Raw genomic sequence first — 16,564 nt, forward strand, 5'->3', positions numbered from 1 at the left:
AGCGATTACTTCGCGCGGCAGGCGCGTCTTTAATAATGATTTCAGATGTTTGAATTGCTCCGGTGCTCGCCTTCGCTCGCGCTGATGCGCTAGGTTCCGGATCAGCGCGCAGCTGCGCTGCACTTGTCCGGAATGACCAACTGGGAGTTTGTCAGCAGTCTGAGGCCGCCGAAAACGGCGGCCTCTTGTTGGAGGAGCTGAAACTCATTCCGCTGCGTGCGGAAGCTCTTCCTGCGGGGGGACTTTCGGAGCAGCCGGCTTCGGCATGGCGACGACCTTGGCCGCCGGGCGCTCCTGTTCCTGTTGCGGGTCCGTCCATTCGACGTCCTGTTCCGGTACTGCCGCCGGAACGAGGGCCGGTGTGCGGCGGTAATGTCCGACGATGTTGGAGAAGGACTTCATCCACACGCTCGGCAGCGCAATCATGACCGGGATCATCAGCAGCGTCAGAAGGGTCGAGAAGGCGAGGCCCGAAATGACCGCCGTCGCCAGTTGCACCCACCAGACCGCCGTGATGCCGCCGTAGGTGATCACCTGATTGAAGAAATCGAAGTTGATCATGGTGGCCATGGGAATCAGCCCGGCGATGGTCGTGATCGTGGTCAGCAGGATCGGACGGATACGCTGGGCCGAGGTTTTCAGGATCGCGTCCAGCGGTTCCAGTCCGTCATGGAGGAACCGGTTATAGGTGTCTATCAGGACGATCGCGTTGTTGACCACGATCCCGGCAAGCGCCACCACCCCCGTTCCGGTCATGATGATCGAGAACGGCTGATTGGTCAGCAGCATGCCGAGCAGCACCCCGAAGGCCGACAGGATGACCGTCGAGAGCGTCAGGAAGGTCTGGTAGAAAGAGTTGAACTGCGTCAGCAGGATCAGGAACATCAGGAACAGCGAAGCTGCGGCGGCCTTGATCAGGAAAACGCCGGATTCCTGCTGATCCTCGTCAGCACCGCGGAATTTGAGGAACACGTTGGACGGCCATTCCTGGGTATCCAGCCAGGTCTGCAGCCCGGCCACCTGTTCGGTCGGGTTGGAGCCGCTTTCGGGGTTGACGGTTGCCTTCACATACATGGAATAGAGCCCATCCCGCCGGACGATCTCGGACACTTTCTGTGCGGGCTGCCGGCTGACGAAATTGGCCATCGGCACCAGACCCAGCTCGGTCTGCAGGCGGAGTTGGTCGAACCGGTCGATGCTGCGTTCATGCTGCGGCAGCCGGACGCGGATATCGACCTCGTCCTCGCTGTCGCCGGGCCGGTAGGTGCCGATCAGGACACCGTTGGTGACCAGCTGGACCATGTTGCCGACGGAGGCGATATGGGCCTTGTAGCGGCCGGCCTGTTCCCGGTCGATGGAGATCTGCCATTCGATGCCGGGCAGGGGACGGTCGTCCTCCTGGTCCATCAGGGTGTCCTGTCCGTCGATTTGCGTGCGCACGCGGGCCACGGCCGCGACCATGTCGTCATAGTCGGTCGACCTGATCTCGAGCTGGACGTCCTTGCCGGTGGGCGGACCGCCCTCGATCTTGCGGGTCTCCACCTTGATGCCGGGAATGTCGGCGGTTGCCGTGCGGATATCGGCGAAGATTTCCTTGGCCACGCGCCGGCAGCAGAAATCGGCCAGTTCGATGTTGATCTCGCCCATGACATCGGCCGGCTTGTCCTGAACGTCGCCAACGGACGGTCCGCCGGACGAGCCGCCCGGTGTGAACGCGTTGGTGATGACGTTGTCGACGCCCGGAATGGTCATGATCCTGTCTTCGACCTGGACCACCAGGTCCCGGGCTTCCGCAGCGGACATGTTGCCCCGGCCGGAGACCAGCACGACAGCCTGTTCCGGTTCTTCCTCGATGAAGAATTCCACGCCGGTGGGATTCGACGCGAAGCTGACGAAGATGGCGGCGCAAGTCCCGAACAGCAAGAGAACGGCGGCGATGTTGCCGATCGGATTGCCGGCGAACAGCTTCAGGATCCGGATGTATACTCCGGTGAAGCCACGGACATTCCGGACATCGAATGCCTCATTGCCGGACAACGCGGCGGCCTCCGCCCGATCCATTTCAGCCCGCTTGGCTGCGCGGGCCTGGGACCAGCGCACGAAGGGGCGCAGGATCCGGTAGGACAGGTAACCGAGCGCCAGGAAGGCAATGACGGCCAGCAACAGCGTCAGGGGCTGGATCATCTGGGCCGGGACCGCGCCCGCCAGGGCAAGCGGCACAGCCGGACCCGTGGCGACGGCGAGAGCCGACAGGATCGCGATAATCGCGGCGAGCAGTGCGGCCGCATACCGGTTCAGCCAGTGCGAGACCTGCGCCAGAATGCCTCCGGTGACCGGCAGGAAGATCATGGCCGTGAACAGCGATGCGGTCAGGACGATGATGACCATGATCGGCAGGTAGCTCATGAACTCGCCGGCAACGCCCGGCCACAGGAGCATCGGAAGGAACGCCACCAGGGTCGTCGCCGTGGAGGACACGATCGGCCAGAACATCAGCTTGGCGGCGCGGATATAGGCTTCCCGGTCCTCCATGCCTTCATGGATCTTCCGGTCGGCATATTCGGTCATCACGATGGCGCCGTCGACAAGCAGGCCCACCGTCAGCACCAGGCCGAACATGACCATGTTGTTGACCGTCTGGCCGATGCCGCCAAGGATCAGAAAGCCGACCATGAAGGAGGTCGGGATCGCCAGCCCCACCAGCAGCGCCGAGCGCAGGCCGAGCGCGGCCAGCACCAGGATCATCACCAGGAAGATCGCGGTCAGGATCGAGGATTGCAGTGAGCCGAGCACTTCAAAGATGTTGTTCGACTGGTCCAGCATCATGTCGACACGGATCGTATTGGGCCAATCCTTGGAAGCGTTCTCGACGACCTCCCGCACCGCGGCGTTGTTCTCGATGATGTTGGTGCCGATGCGTTTGACCACCTGGAGCGAGATCGCCGGATTGCCGTTCACGCGGGTGTAGGCGCTGGCGTCCTTGAACGTGCGCCGGATGTCCGCGACGTCTGCCAGGGTCACGACGCCTTCGCCGCTCTGTTTCAGGGGCAGCGAGTAGACGTCCTCGACGGTCTCCACGAGGCCCGGCACCTTGACGTTGAAACGGCCCTTGCCGCCGTCGATGAAGCCGGCCGGCACGAGCTGGTTGTTGAGCTGCAGCGTGTTGAGCAGCTCCTGCTGGGTGATGGCATAGGATTCCAGCTTCTGGGTGTCGATCAGGACTTCCAGAAGCTCTTCCCGGTGTCCGGTCAGATCCGCCGAACGCACCGTGTCGATGGCCTCGACCTCGTCCTTCAGGCGCCGCGCATGCTGGTAGAGCGTGCGTTCCGGCACGTTGCCCGACAGGGCGATGATCATGGTCGGCGCCAGCGCGAAGTTCATTTCCGTGATGGTCGGCTCTTCGGCCTCATCCGGAAGATTGCTCTTGGCCTGGTCGACCTTGTCGCGGACATCGGCGAGCGCCTCGTCCTTGTTGAACGAAATGTCGAATTCCAGCACGATCCCGGCATGGCTTTCCGAGGCGATCGCGGTGATCTCCTTCAATCCGTCCAGACCGCGCAGCTCCGTCTCCATCGGCCGCACGAGCAGCCGTTCGGAATCTTCCGGCGAAATGCCCTGCTGCACGATCGAGATATAGAAGATCGGCAGATCGATGTCCGGGCTGGCTTCCTTCGGGATCGAGATGTAGGTGGCGACACCGGCGACGATCAGCGCCAGCATCATCACGAAAACCGTTTTCGGACGCCGCAGGACGCCTTCGAGCATGTCTATCATTGGCTTGCCTCTGCGGTTTCAAAGACGGGGTCCACACGTTCGCCGTCCGTCACGTATTCCTGCCCGACAGTGATCGCGACCACTTCTTCCGGCAGGCCGCCGATCCACATGCCGTCCTGTTCGCCGCCGAGCACCCGGATCGGGTGGAACACGGTCATGTTCTTGTCGTCCACGGCGCGAATGCCGACCTGTCCGGCATCGTTCAGGGTCAGGATGGCGGGCGAGATCTTGTGCGCCCTTTCCGCCGGCAGCGGCAGCATGGTCACGGCCGTGACACCGTCCCGCGCCTTGCCGTCCGGATTGGGCAGTTCCACCTCGATGCGGAATGTGCGTGTGTCCGGGTTGGCGGAGGGTGAGATGTAACGCACCTTGCCGTCCAGGGTTTCACCGGTGACCAGATTGACCTTGGCGGGCATGCCCAGGGAAATGGCGCCGATGCTCAGTTCCGACACCTGACCGATGGCGATCATCGGATCGGAATTGACGACGGTAGCGCAGATGCCGCCGCTTTCGAGCTGGGCGCCGATTTCCGCCATGGGGCTTTCGAGGACCCCGCCGATAGGCGCTCGGATGATCGTGCGTTCCAGTTCCAGTTCGGCTTCCTGCAGCCGGGCGCTGGCGGCATCGAGCTGAGCCTGAACGGCGGCAACGCGGGTCTGGGCGGTGAAGCCCTTGCTGTTGAGCTGGGTGGCTGCCGCATGATCGAGTTCGGCCTGGGCCAGCCCGGCCTTGGCTTCAAGCACGCGTGCCTTGCGCGTTCCCGCATCCAGCACGCAGAGGATCTCGCCCGCCGTCACACGGGCACCTTCCCGGGCCGGCCGTTCAATGACGTCGTCCGTGGTTTCTGACCGCACCGCTACCTTGGCTTCCGCCTCGGTCCGACCGCGAACCTCCAGCACCGCACGGCGGTCCTGGGCGACGAGGCGCTGAACCTGCACGCGGAAGACGTCCTCGGTTGCCTGGCTGGCGCGCAGCGCGGGCGGCGGCGTTGCATGTTCGCTGTCGCCGACGCCGCCGATCACCATCGTGCCGCTGTACATCCAGAAGCCGATGCCCGCTGCAAGGCCGGCGGCAAGGACGTAGGAAAACTTCACTCGCATTGTTTCAATCTCCGAAACGTCGCGCCTACTCGGCGGCCGTCGCCAAGGGGCGGGCCGCGTCTTCGGCAATCTTGATAAGGGCGTCGCCATGCTCTTCGAGATGGGCGAGGGTGAAATTCATGCAGGCGATGCCGTACTCCCGGGTCCAGTTTGAACCGGGATGAGCACACTCCTGATCGTGGTCCGGGCCTGTCAGCAGGCGCAATTCCTCCAGCACCTGGGCCTTGCGCCGCTCCAGCGCCCGCCGGACGATTTCGGGAGGCAGTTTTGCGGCATTGAGCGCAATCAGCAGGAAAGGGGACTTGAAGGTATCCGGGGCCTGTGGTTCGCACAGGGACGTGATGAACTCCGTACGTCCGGCCTCGGTGATGGAATACACCTTCCGGGCCGGTTTGCCCGCTTGCGGTTCTTCGCGCACGGTCACCATGCCTTCGGCCTCGAGGCGGGCGAGCGCGGGGTAGATCGACCCGAAGCTTGCGTCCTCGAAATAGCTGAAGCGGCCTTCGGTGGACTCTTTCCGGATTTCGTAACCGGTGGCGTCTCCGAATGACAAGATCGCCAGGCACAGGCTTCTGACACTCATGGCAATCTCCGTGGCCGAAAACCTCTGCCCGGGCGATGATCCGGGCGGACGTTTCGGGCCGGTTGAAACCGGGCTGGGACTTTTGTTTCAGGCATCGTCAAAATTGCCATATGCTGGAACGATATATCGAACAAATATATGTCTTGCCCGCCAGGATCAAGAGTGCGGCGCACAAATTTTACCGATGGCAGTCAACTTCCGGGTCAGGGATCGGAGTGCGATGGCTGTTTTGACAGGTGTCGGCTGCGCCGCAATACAGTTAGGATAAAGCGGTTTCGCGAAAGCTGTATGAAGAGGGGACCGATGACCGGATCAAGCCGCATATCTCGTCGCATCGCACTGCCGAGGGATCCCCTGTTTCGGCTGCTGGCGGTCAACCTTCTGGCGGGGATCTGCATTGCCGCTCTGGTGCTTGGCGGTATCTTCGCGGGCAATATCGGCAATCTGCGCGTTTTGGTGCAAGGGGCCGAAGACCCGGTTCTACCCGTGCTCATGCTCGCTTTCGGCCTTGTGATCACACTTGGCTCGGTTGTCATCGGGTCTGCGATCATGCTGCTTGGCCAGACCGGCCGCAGCGGCGGGCCTCCGCGGAGGGAACGGCCTGGTGCCGATGGGGCCGTCCTGCAACCGGTTCCGGTCAGGGGCGACTCGCACCGGTCGCGCGGGCGGCAATTTCCGGCCGGTTAACGCGCTGAAAATTCAGTATGAAATGATCTGATTGGCTTCCCGCGCATGGGCGGGACTGTCCGGCAATGGCCCGAAATCCGCGAACAGCGTCATGGCCGCTGCGGTGAGCAGGAGCAACAGTCCGACAGATGAGAGAGACATCTCTTCGCTTCGTTTGTTCATGACGTCCTCCTTGTTCGGACGCTGTTTCTACGCCTCCAGGCTCTAAGGGGCCGGTAACACATATTGTAAAATTTTACGGACCGGCAGTTTTGACAGGTCCGGTGTCCGCCAGGGAGCCGCAAGACACGGCCCGCAGGCCGGCGCGTCCTGTGTTAACCACCTTCCTCGAAATACCGTTTCGAAACCATACCACCCGGTTGCGGCGATTCTGCCGATCGGGTACGACCTAGGGTGGGTTAACGATTTGTTAAGCAAATCCTGGGGTTGCAATGAGGTATTTCGTTCGAAACATTCATGTCTTTGTTTTTGCGCTGGTTAGCATCCTGTCGGCGGTCTGGGTCGCCAACAACCCGCACCGGACAGTCCGTCTCATTCGCCCTCTGGTAGAAGACGCGGTTGAGCTTCAGGACCTTGCGCAAGGCGCTTACGATGAAGTGCGCCAGGTCAGCTGGAATAGGGCAGCAGGCGAGGTCGTGACGCTTTACGTGTCCACGCTGCGCATGCCGACCATGCTGTTTGAACGGCTGGCCGACAGAATTGGAGATGTCGAGAGACAGATGAAGCGTCGCCAGCGCGTGGACGCCGCCTCCGATCCGGATATGCCGAGACCGGCACTCGTCGTGTCCGGGACGCAGTTCAAAGGGCGCTGGCAGACCGGCACGTCAAACCGCCCGCCGAAGACCTGAGCGCGTCAGACAGCGGCAAGGGCGATGGCGATGCCCTGGCCGACGCCGATGCACATCGTGGCGAGCGCGAGCCTGCCGCCGCGGACCTTCAACTCCAGGGCCGCCGAACCGGTTATCCTGGCACCGGACATGCCTAGCGGATGACCGAGCGCGATGGCGCCGCCGTTCGGATTGACGAAGTCGGCATCTTCCGGCAGTCCCAGATCCCGCATCACCGCGATGGCCTGGGCCGCGAAGGCCTCGTTGAGTTCGATGACATCGAATTCGGACACTGACAAACGGTTGCGGGCGCACAGTTTCCGGGTTGCGGGAGCGGGGCCGATCCCCATGATGCGCGGCGGAACGCCCGCAGTCGCCCCACCTACGATACGCGCGATGGGGGTCAGATTGTGCTTTTCGATCGCCGCTTCGGAAGCGATCAGAAGCGCGGCCGCACCGTCGTTCACACCCGATGCATTGCCTGCGGTGACCGAACCGTTGTCGCGGAACGGGGTCCTGAGCGCGCCAAGCTGGTCAAGCGTGGTTCCGGCCCTGGGGTGTTCGTCCTTGTCGACCAGCACCGGATCTCCCTTGCGCTGGGGGATCAGCACCGGGATGATTTCCTGATCGAACCTGCCGGACGCCTGCGCTTTGGCGGCCCGTTGCTGGCTTCGAAACGCGAAGGCATCCTGATCCTGCCGGGAGATGGCAAACTCGGCTGCCACGTTTTCGGCCGTTTCCGGCATCGAATCGATACCGTACTGGCTTTTCAGAAGCGGGTTCACGAATCGCCAGCCGATCGTGGTGTCGTGGATTTCCGCATTGCGCGAGAAGCCGGCCTCCGCTTTCGGCATCACGAACGGAGCCCGGGACATGCTTTCCACGCCACCGGCGATCGCAAGGTCGATTTCACCGCTCTTGATCGCGCGCGTGGCCGCAATGACGGCATCCATGCCCGATCCGCACAGGCGGTTCAGCGTGAGACCCGGCACCGTTTCCGGAAGACCGGCGAGCAGGGACGACATGCGCGCCACGTTGCGGTTGTCCTCGCCAGCCTGGTTGGCGCAACCGTAAAAGACATCGTCCAGCTCCATCCAGTCGGTGTCCGGATTGCGTTCCATCAGCGCGCTGATCGGAATGGCGCCAAGGTCGTCGGCGCGGACCGAGGCCAGCTTGCCGCCGTAGCGGCCGATCGGTGTACGGACATAATCGCAGATGAAAACGTGGTGCATGGCTCTTTCCAGTCCCTCGCGCGGGTCCGGCCCCTGAGGGCGTGGGGACCCCGGATCCCGGGCAAGTCTTGCCGGATTTCAGGATACAAGGCAAGGACGTGTCACAGATAAATGGTTCAGTTCAGGATTCTTGTGATGCAATCGGGTGCCGGACGATGTCGTCTTCCTGCAGGTAGGTTCCCGACTGGACTTCGATCATGCGCACGGCAATCTTGCCGGGATTGTGAAGGGTGTGCTGCGCCCCAAGAGGCACATACGCCGATTCGTTTTCGCTGAGCAGCGAAGTCCGGCCGTTGATCGTGATTTCCACGGTGCCGGACACAACGATCCAGTGCTCCGCCCGGTGAAGATGGCTCTGCAGGCTGAGACGTTTTCCAGGCTTGATCAGCATCGACTGCACCGCGAACCGGTCGCCGGAATTGATCCGCTCGGTGTAGCCCCAGGGCCTGTAGGAGCGCGGGTGGCGGTCGACTTCGTCGCGGCCTTCCGCCTTCAGTTGCTCGACAACGGTTTTCACATCCTGGGCGCTGTCCTTGTGCGCGACAAGAACGCTGTCGGCGGTGGCGATGACCATCACATCCCTGAGCCCGATCACCGATACCAGGCCGCGGTCCGCGTAGGCAAGGCAATCGTGACTGTCCAGAAACCGGGCGTCGCCGAGGCCGCTGTTGCCGTCCTTGTCCTTGTCGAGCACGGCCCAGATGGCCGACCACGATCCGAGGTCGTCCCAATCGGGGGCGACGGGCGCGCAAACAACGTTTTCCGCCTTTTCCATGACGGCGTAGTCGATCGAGATATTGTCCAGTTTCGCGAAGGCATCCTCGTCGAGCCGAATGAAATCCAGATCGCCGTGCCGCGTCTTCATGACGGCGACAATATCCTTGTAGAGCTTCGGTTGATGCTGTTTGAAGGCCTCGATCATGGTGCTGGCGGCATAAAGGAAGATGCCGGCGTTCCAGACGTAGCCGCCGTCCCGCAAAAAAGCTTCCGCCGTGTCCTGGTCCGGTTTCTCGACGAACGCCTCGACCGGACGGACAGCCTGGCTGCCTGCGGCAACGCGGATGTATCCATAGCCTGTATTGGGGTCGGTCGGCTGGATGCCGAATGTCACGATCTGTCCGTTTTTCGCGGCCGTCTCCGCTTCGCGGACCGCTGCGAGAAAAACATCCTCCTTGCCGATCAGATGATCGGACGGCAACAGCAGGATCAGGGCCTCGGGGTCTTTTTCCGCGGCGATCAACGCCGCCATAAGGGCAGGGGGGGCGGTATTGCGGCCGACCGGTTCCAGCAGGATCGGCTGGGCCTCCATGCCGAGCTCGGACAATTGTTCGCCGACCAGAAACCGGTGGGCGTTGCTGCCGATCACGATCGGGTCGGCAAAATCAGGCTGCTCGATTCGCCGGCAGGTTTTCTGAAACAGGCTCTCGCCACCGAAAAGAGGCAGAAACTGCTTCGGCCGGTCCGTTCGTGACAGCGGCCAGAGGCGTGATCCGACCCCGCCCGACAAGATACACGGAAAAATCATGATTTCGTTCCTGTGCTGCCGCTTTGCAGCATGCTCGGGTCATGCTGCGGTGCGGTCAGTGTGAAACACCAGGGGAGTGGTTGCAAGTCAGGCACTTGAGGGTTATCTATGTAATAATATAACGCCACGTGGCGTCGCGTGATGTGAGCTGAGCAGGCTTTTTGATACGATGGCAAATCCCAAATCCGGACTGGTGCGGCTGGAGCGAGCAGGCATGCGCATGGGCAGCAACTGGCTGGTCCGCGGCGTGGATCTGACCGTCTCCCCCGGCGAGATAGTAACGCTGATCGGGCCGAATGGTTCCGGCAAATCGACCACTGCGAAAATGGCTCTGGGCATCCTCAATCCCTCCGAGGGCCGTGCCGAGCGGCGACCGGGCCTGAAGGTCGGGTATGTCCCGCAGAAACTTGCGATCGACTGGACCCTGCCGTTGACGGTTGCCCGGTTTCTGCGGCTGACCAATCCGCTGTCCGATGCCGATTGCCGCGCCGCCCTGGAGCGCACCGGCGCCGAGCGCTTGCTGACATCCGAAATGCGGGCCTTGTCCGGCGGAGAAATGCAGCGTGTCATGCTGGCGCGGGCGATTGCGCGCGATCCGGACCTGCTTGTTCTCGACGAGCCGGTCCAGGGCGTGGATTATGTCGGCGAGATCGCGATCTACGATCTGATCTGCAGCATCCGGGACACGCTCGGCTGCGGAATTCTGATGATTTCGCATGATCTTCATATCGTCATGGCGGCCGCGGACCAGGTGATCTGTCTCAACGGGCATGTCTGTTGCCGGGGCACGCCGTCCGAACTCAGCAAGGACGACAATTATCACGCCTTGTTCGGCGCGCGCGGCAATCCGGCGCTGGCCGTCTACCAGCACGATCACGATCATGTCCATCTGCCCGGCGGCGAAGTGCGCCACGCGGACGGGTCGATCTGCTCGTCCTGCTCCGGCGAGCATCACGACCCTGACATCGACGAAACTCCGGACGGGATCGGACTGCGCGATGCTGGATGATTTTTTTATTAGGGCCCTGGTTGCCGGCATCGGGGTCGCGCTGGTCGCCGGGCCGCTCGGCTGCTTCATAGTCTGGCGCCGCATGGCCTATTTCGGTGACACGCTGTCCCATGCCGCGCTGCTGGGCGTGGCGCTGTCGTTGCTTCTGCAAATCAACACCACCCTTGCGGTGGGAGGCGTGTCCGTGATTCTCGCCGGGCTGCTGGTGTTCCTGCGCCGCCGCGAAACGCTGTCCTCGGATGCCATTCTCGGACTGCTGTCTCATTCGGCGCTGGCGCTGGGACTGGTCTGCCTGGCGTTCATGACCTGGGTCCGTGTTGATCTTCTGGGGCTTCTGTTCGGTGACATCCTGTCCGTGACACGGCTGGATATTGCCATGATCTATGGCGGTGGCGCCCTGGTTCTGGTGCTGCTCGTGCTGATCTGGCGGCGGCTGTTCGCGGCCACGGTCAGTCCGGACCTGGCGGCCAGCGAGGGCTTGCGGCCGGAGCGGACCGAACTTGTCTTCATTCTGCTCACCGCCATCGTGATCGCTATTTCGCTCAAGGTGATCGGCGCATTGCTGATCACGGCACTCCTGATCATTCCTGCCGCCGCGGCACGGCGGATGTCCGCTTCACCCGAGCAAATGGCCGTCATTGCCGCATTTGCCGGTGCCGCAGCGGTTGTTGCAGGGCTGTACGGATCGCTTCACTACGACACGCCATCGGGCCCCTCGATCGTTGTCGCGGCGATGCTGCTGTTCATGCTCAGCCTTGTTCCGGGCGGGCGGATTGTGAGAAGGATGAGTGCCGCCACAAAAGGAGATCGACCGTGATGGCCCACTCCCATCCCGAACTGACGAAGAACCAGTCGCTGGTGTTCGGCTCGCTTTCGGAAGCCGGCGGTCCGCTGACCGCTTACGCGATACTGGATGCGTTGCGCGACAGCGGTTTCCGCGCGCCGCTGCAGGTGTATCGCGCGCTCGAAAAGCTCGTCGATTACGGGCTGGTTCATCGGCTGGAGAGCCTGAATGCCTTTGTTGCCTGCAGCCACTCGGGATGCGCCGGTCATGACACCGCCGCCTTCGCGATCTGCGAGAAGTGCGGCCTGGTCAGTGAGTTCACACCGGACAAGGCCATCGCGTACCTGAAGGACTGGACCGGTGAGCAAGGTTTCCAGTTGTCGCGAACCACCATCGAACTGCGCGGCATCTGCAAGCAGTGCGCCGCCGCCTAGGGCCGCCGGAGGCGCAATGACGCGGGGCTGCTTGCCGCGCTGATGGGTGTTGCGGGCGCGCCGTCTGCCTCCTATGGTCCGCCTGTGGCGCGGACACACGGGACCGCGGGGCATCGCCTGCGGGCGCAGAGGGAGAGCGGATATGGCCTTGCTGATTGCGGGACTGGTTTTGTTTTTGGGAATTCATGCAGTTCCCATTTTTTCGTCCAGGCGGGCAGCGCTGATCTCCAGGCTCGGAGAAAACGGCTACAAGGGTCTTTTCGCCCTGGTTTCGGCCGTCGGCCTTGGCCTGATCATCTACGGGTATGGCCTTGCGCGGGCGGAAGGTCCGCTGCTGGTCTACGACCCGCCATTCTGGCTGCGTCATGTCACCATGTTGCTGATGGTGCCGGTATTCATCTTTCTCGTCGCGGCCTATGTACCCAGCCGGATCAGCAGGACCCTGAAACACCCGATGCTGGTGGCGGTGAAACTCTGGGCGTTCGCCCATCTGCTCGCCAACGGCGATCTGGCCTCGGTGTTGCTGTTCGGTGGTTTTCTCGCCTGGGCGGTGGCCGACCGCATTTCCCTGAAACGGCGCGGGCCGGGGGCGGGGCTGATCGCGGCGGCAAAAGACCCCGGAAAATTCTCCGATGTGGTCGTGATTCTGATCGGCCTCGTGCTTTATGCGCTGTTCGTCTGGAAGCTGCATGCCTGGCTGATCGGTGTCCCGGCCGCCTGATCGGTTCGAACAGGACGAAAAAGCCTCCGCAAACCGTCAATTTGCGGCGGATTGCCCCACTTGCGCCATGAAGGACCGATTTAAGCCCGGACAAGGAATTGCCCGAGCCTGATCAAATGGATAATGTGCGCCACTCGATAACGGGCGAGGGCCGGTCTTCCGGACCGGGCCGATGAAGTGAATGCAGGAAAAAGACACGCATGTCTGACATTTTTCGTGAAGTCGATGAAGATATCCGCCAGGAAAAATACCGTCGGCTTTGGGACCGCTTCGGTTTCTGGGTGATTGGTGTCGCGGTCCTGGTCATCGTCGGCACTGGCGGCTACCGGGGCTGGCTCTATTGGCAGGAACAGCAATCCCAGAGCGCCGGCGATACCTTCTACGACGCCGTGCAACTGTCGGAAGACGGAGACTACCAGGAGGCGGCCGCGCTTTATGGCGACCTGGAAGGAGCCATTGGCGGATATCCGGCCCTGGCCCGGTTCCGGCTTGCGACCGATCTCGCCAATGCAGGGGACACCGGCGAAGCCCTCGCTGCGTTCGACGCGTTGTCCCGCGATAGCGGACTGATGGAAGCGCTGCGCGACATCGCAGCTCTGCGCGCCGCCTATCTCGCCGTTGATCTCGAGGACTATTCGGCCATCGCCGACCGGGTGGAGAAGCTCACCGGCGAAACCGGCCCGTTTCGTGCAGCTGCACGTGAAGTTCTCGCTTTAAGTGCCTGGAAAGACGGAAATGTGGATGCGTCCCGCCAGTGGCTGGCCGCGCTTGAGGAAGATCCGGAGACGCCGGCGGAAATCTCCCGGCGCGCAGCGATACTGCGGGATCTCGTTCGCGCCACCAACGGCGCTGCCGAGGCGGCCAGTGAAGGAACCGCTCAGTGAGTTTTACGATTGTGTCCCACCGCGCGCGCGGAACATTCGCTGTCCTGGCGCTGTCCCTGGCACTGACAGGGTGCGGTTCGGTCAGTGATTTCACCGACAACTTCAATCCGTTCAGCCGGGACAAGGTGCTCCCCGGCGAGCGCCAGCCTGTGTTCGACGGTGCCGATCCGGCGACCGTGGCATCAGGCCAGGCCGCCAAGGTTGGACCGGCGACCGGCGGGCAGACCTGGACCACGGCCGGCGGCGGCCTGACCAACGATCCCGGGAATGTCGCAGTGTCCGTTTCCGGCAACCGGGCCTGGCGTGCGCAGGTCGGCACTTCGGGCAGGGGGATCACCTCGGCGGCGCTGCGTTTGTCGGCACGGCCCGTCAGTGACGGCAGCCGCATCTATATCTACAAGCCGAACGGCGAAGTGGTCGCGCTTTCCACGGCTGGCGGAAGGCAATGGACCCAGAACCTGCGTCCGGAAGGCGAGCGGGACATCGGGCCCGGCGGCGGCGTGACGGTGGAAGGCGGCGTGGTCTATGCGGCCACCAGCTACCGGCAGATCGCGGCTCTTGAGGCCGGTTCCGGCCGCGTCATCTGGCGGGCCGACCTCGATACACCGGCCCGCGGCGCACCCGTTGCGGGTAAGGGCCATGTTTTCGTCGTCTCCCAATCCAACGAAGTTTACGCCCTGAACCAGTCCGACGGCACTGTCGCCTGGAGTTATGCCGGCATCGAGGAAACCGGGGGGCTGCTGTCCGCGGCCAATCCGGCGATCTCGGGGAACCGTGTGATTGTTCCGTTCTCGTCGGGTGAGATCATGGCCATCGACATCAAGTCCGGCGAACCGGCCTGGATCGATGGCGTCTCGCGCGGTTTCAGGACCCTTGCGCTTTCCGGGCTGGCGGACGTGTCCGCGAGCCCGGTGGTCACCGGCAACACGGTTTACGCGACCGGGGTGTCCGGCCGGACCGTTGCGGTTGACGTGCGGACGGGTCAGCGCCGCTGGGAGCAAAATCTCGGCAGTGTCCACACACCCGTTGTCTCGGGCAGCGCGCTGTTCATGGTCGATCTGGACGATCGCATGGTGGCGCTCAACCTCAAGAACGGCGAGACCCTCTGGGCAACGGCTCTGCCGCGTCCGGAAAAGAAAAAGAAGCGCCGCAACTGGGCTGGCCCGGTTCTGGCCAACGGCACTCTGGTGGCCTTTTCCAGTGACGGACAGATCGCGATGGTCGACTCCGCCAGCGGCAAGATCATCTTGACGCAACGGACCAACACGGATGTCTTCGTGACGCCCATCGTGGCCGCCGGGCGTATCGTGGTCCTGACGGAAAACGACGGCGTCGCCGCCTTCAACTAGAGCATCCTGCGTTCCATCGAACGCGGAGCGCGTGCTCTGACACATTAAATTGGAACAACGGCTTCCCGGTCCTCTCTGACCGGAAAGCCGTTGTTCCTGCATTCAGGGCGGGCCCATCATGCCCCGCCTGACAGGAGTTATTGCTGTGGGCGCCACTGTCGCCATCGTTGGACGGCCGAATGTCGGCAAGTCCACATTGTTCAACCGCCTTGTCGGCAAACGCCTGGCCCTGGTCGATGACACCCCGGGCGTCACGCGCGACCGGCGGCCGGGCGAAGCCCGTCTGGGTGACCTCAAGTTCACAATCGTCGATACCGCCGGCCTTGAAGACGCGGACAAGAGCTCGCTGGAAGGGCGCATGCGCCGCCAGACCGAGGAGGCGATCGAGACCGCCGACGCGGTGCTGTTCGTGATCGACGCACGTGCCGGTGTCACGCCGCTCGACGCGCATTTCGCCGAAGTGGCCCGCAAAACCACCCGGCCGGTGATCCTGCTGGCCAACAAGGCGGAAGGCCGCGCCGGGGAAAGCGGTCTTTACGAATCCTACGCGCTCGGTCTCGGCGAGCCGATCGCGATCTCGGCCGAACACGGCGAGGGCCTCTCCGATCTCTACGATGCGCTGAAACCGCATGTCGACCGCATCACCGAGGAGGAAGAAGGCCGGCGCGAAGAGGCCGTGACCAATGTCGATGTCGACGAGGACGGCGAAATCGTCGGCGAGGAAGAACCGGTCGGCACCCGCGAGCGCCCGCTGAGGGTTGCCATCGTCGGCCGGCCGAATGCGGGCAAATCCACGCTGATCAACCGGATGCTGGGCGAGGACCGCATGCTGACCGGCCCGGAAGCCGGCATCACGCGCGACTCCATCTCGGTGGAATGGACCTGGCGCGACCATCACATCAAACTGTTCGATACGGCCGGCATCCGCAGAAAGGCGCGGGTGCAGGAAAAGCTGGAAAAGCTGTCCGTGGCAGACGCGTTGCGCGCGATCAAGTTCGCCGAAGTCGTCGTGGTCACGCTGGACGCGACCATGTCCTTTGAAAAGCAGGATCTCCAGATCATCGATCTGGTGGCGCGCGAAGGCCGGGCGCTGGTCATTGCCATCAACAAATGGGACCTGATCGAGGACCGGGAAGAAGCCTGGAAAAAGATCAAGGACGCCAACGAGCGGTATTTCAACCAGATCCGGGGCGTGCGCATCGCCACGCTGTCGGGCCTGCAGGGGCAGGGGATCGACAGGCTGGTAGAGAGCATCTTTGGAGCTTACGAGGCCTGGAACGCACGTGTGTCGACGTCCAAGCTGAACCGCTGGCTGGACCGGGTGACGGCGAAACATCCGACACCGGCCGTGGCCGGGCGCCGCGTGCGCCTGCGCTACATGACACAGCCGAAGACCCGCCCGCCCCACTTCGTGGTGTTCTGCTCACGGCCCGAACAGTTGCCTGAGAGCTATACGCGGTACCTGGTCAACTCGCTGCGGGAGGCTTTCGGAATCCAGGGCACGCCGATCCGGCTGTCCTATCGGAAGGGCGAGAATCCCTACGCGACGAAGAAAAAACGGAAGATTCAGTAGCCGGGCGGCTTCGCCCGGACTTCCACGCTGAAAGTTCCCTGGCACCAGACACCGGTCGCCGGGGCCAATACCTTTAAGGGAG

15 protein-coding genes are annotated in these 16,564 nt (G+C 62.8%); 9 read left to right on the top strand and 6 right to left on the bottom strand.

Features of this window, described 5'->3' with window-relative positions:
- Positions 1–204: 204 nt before the first annotated feature.
- The 3 genes from WNZ15_RS16960 to WNZ15_RS16970 are packed head-to-tail and all read right to left on the bottom strand — an operon-like array spanning position 205 to position 5,457.
- A complete protein-coding gene (locus WNZ15_RS16960) occupies positions 205–3,774 on the bottom strand; it encodes an efflux RND transporter permease subunit (RefSeq protein WP_342894176.1) in 3,570 nt (1,189 codons plus the stop codon).
- Entirely contained in the window at positions 3,771–4,874 is a 1,104-nt protein-coding gene (locus WNZ15_RS16965; RefSeq protein WP_342894177.1) for an efflux RND transporter periplasmic adaptor subunit, read from the bottom strand. Before WNZ15_RS16965 ends, WNZ15_RS16960 begins: the two co-directional genes overlap by 4 nt.
- 25 nt (positions 4,875–4,899) lie before the next feature.
- Entirely contained in the window at positions 4,900–5,457 is a 558-nt protein-coding gene (locus WNZ15_RS16970; protein WP_342894178.1) for a helix-turn-helix transcriptional regulator, read from the bottom strand.
- Positions 5,458–5,760: 303 nt separating this feature from the next.
- Between WNZ15_RS16970 and WNZ15_RS16975 the strand changes: the two genes are divergently transcribed.
- Complete coding sequence (locus WNZ15_RS16975; protein ID WP_342894179.1) at positions 5,761–6,144, top strand: hypothetical protein; 384 nt, start codon at positions 5,761–5,763, stop codon at positions 6,142–6,144.
- Between the two features lie 12 nt (positions 6,145–6,156).
- On the opposite strand, the gene WNZ15_RS16980 is transcribed toward WNZ15_RS16975, so the two are convergent.
- Entirely contained in the window at positions 6,157–6,306 is a 150-nt protein-coding gene (locus WNZ15_RS16980; RefSeq protein WP_342894180.1) for a hypothetical protein, read from the bottom strand.
- A gap of 269 nt (positions 6,307–6,575) precedes the next feature.
- Here WNZ15_RS16980 and WNZ15_RS16985 point away from each other — a divergent pair, with 269 nt between their 5' ends.
- A complete protein-coding gene (locus WNZ15_RS16985; protein ID WP_342894181.1) occupies positions 6,576–6,992 on the top strand; it encodes a hypothetical protein in 417 nt (138 codons plus the stop codon).
- A gap of 5 nt (positions 6,993–6,997) precedes the next feature.
- Here WNZ15_RS16985 and pcaF read toward each other — a convergent pair whose 3' ends face one another.
- Positions 6,998–8,203, bottom strand: a complete 1,206-nt coding sequence (gene pcaF / locus WNZ15_RS16990) for a 3-oxoadipyl-CoA thiolase (protein WP_342894182.1) — start codon at positions 8,201–8,203, stop codon at positions 6,998–7,000.
- 121 nt (positions 8,204–8,324) lie between these two features.
- Complete coding sequence (locus WNZ15_RS16995) at positions 8,325–9,728, bottom strand: mannose-1-phosphate guanylyltransferase/mannose-6-phosphate isomerase (RefSeq protein ID WP_342894183.1); 1,404 nt, start codon at positions 9,726–9,728, stop codon at positions 8,325–8,327.
- Positions 9,729–9,897: 169 nt separating this feature from the next.
- On the opposite strand from WNZ15_RS16995, the gene WNZ15_RS17000 reads away from it, so the two are divergent.
- The 7 genes from WNZ15_RS17000 to der all read left to right on the top strand — a co-directional run bounded on the left by WNZ15_RS17000 (position 9,898) and on the right by der (position 16,482).
- Entirely contained in the window at positions 9,898–10,737 is an 840-nt protein-coding gene (locus WNZ15_RS17000) for a metal ABC transporter ATP-binding protein (RefSeq protein ID WP_342894184.1), read from the top strand.
- On the top strand, positions 10,727–11,554 hold the full coding sequence (locus WNZ15_RS17005) for a metal ABC transporter permease (protein ID WP_342894185.1): 828 nt from the start codon (positions 10,727–10,729) through the stop codon (positions 11,552–11,554). Before WNZ15_RS17000 ends, WNZ15_RS17005 begins: the two co-directional genes overlap by 11 nt.
- Positions 11,554–11,955, top strand: coding sequence for a Fur family transcriptional regulator (locus tag WNZ15_RS17010; RefSeq protein ID WP_342894186.1), 402 nt, complete (start codon positions 11,554–11,556; stop codon positions 11,953–11,955). The genes WNZ15_RS17005 and WNZ15_RS17010 overlap by 1 nt, the downstream gene beginning before the upstream one ends.
- Positions 11,956–12,097: 142 nt before the next feature.
- Entirely contained in the window at positions 12,098–12,676 is a 579-nt protein-coding gene (locus WNZ15_RS17015) for an NnrU family protein (protein ID WP_342894187.1), read from the top strand.
- 200 nt (positions 12,677–12,876) lie between these two features.
- Positions 12,877–13,560, top strand: coding sequence for a tetratricopeptide repeat protein (locus WNZ15_RS17020; RefSeq protein WP_342894188.1), 684 nt, complete (start codon positions 12,877–12,879; stop codon positions 13,558–13,560).
- Positions 13,557–14,909, top strand: coding sequence for a PQQ-binding-like beta-propeller repeat protein (locus WNZ15_RS17025; protein WP_342894189.1), 1,353 nt, complete (start codon positions 13,557–13,559; stop codon positions 14,907–14,909). Before WNZ15_RS17020 ends, WNZ15_RS17025 begins: the two co-directional genes overlap by 4 nt.
- Before the next feature lie 145 nt (positions 14,910–15,054).
- The gene (der, locus tag WNZ15_RS17030) at positions 15,055–16,482 is read left to right on the top strand and encodes a ribosome biogenesis GTPase Der (RefSeq protein ID WP_342894190.1); all 1,428 of its coding nucleotides are present in this window, start codon (positions 15,055–15,057) and stop codon (positions 16,480–16,482) included.
- Positions 16,483–16,564: the final 82 nt, after the last annotated feature.

Origin of the sequence: Roseibium sp. AS2 (assembly GCF_038900065.1) — a bacterium.
Taxonomy (GTDB): Bacteria; Pseudomonadota; Alphaproteobacteria; order Rhizobiales; family Stappiaceae; genus Roseibium.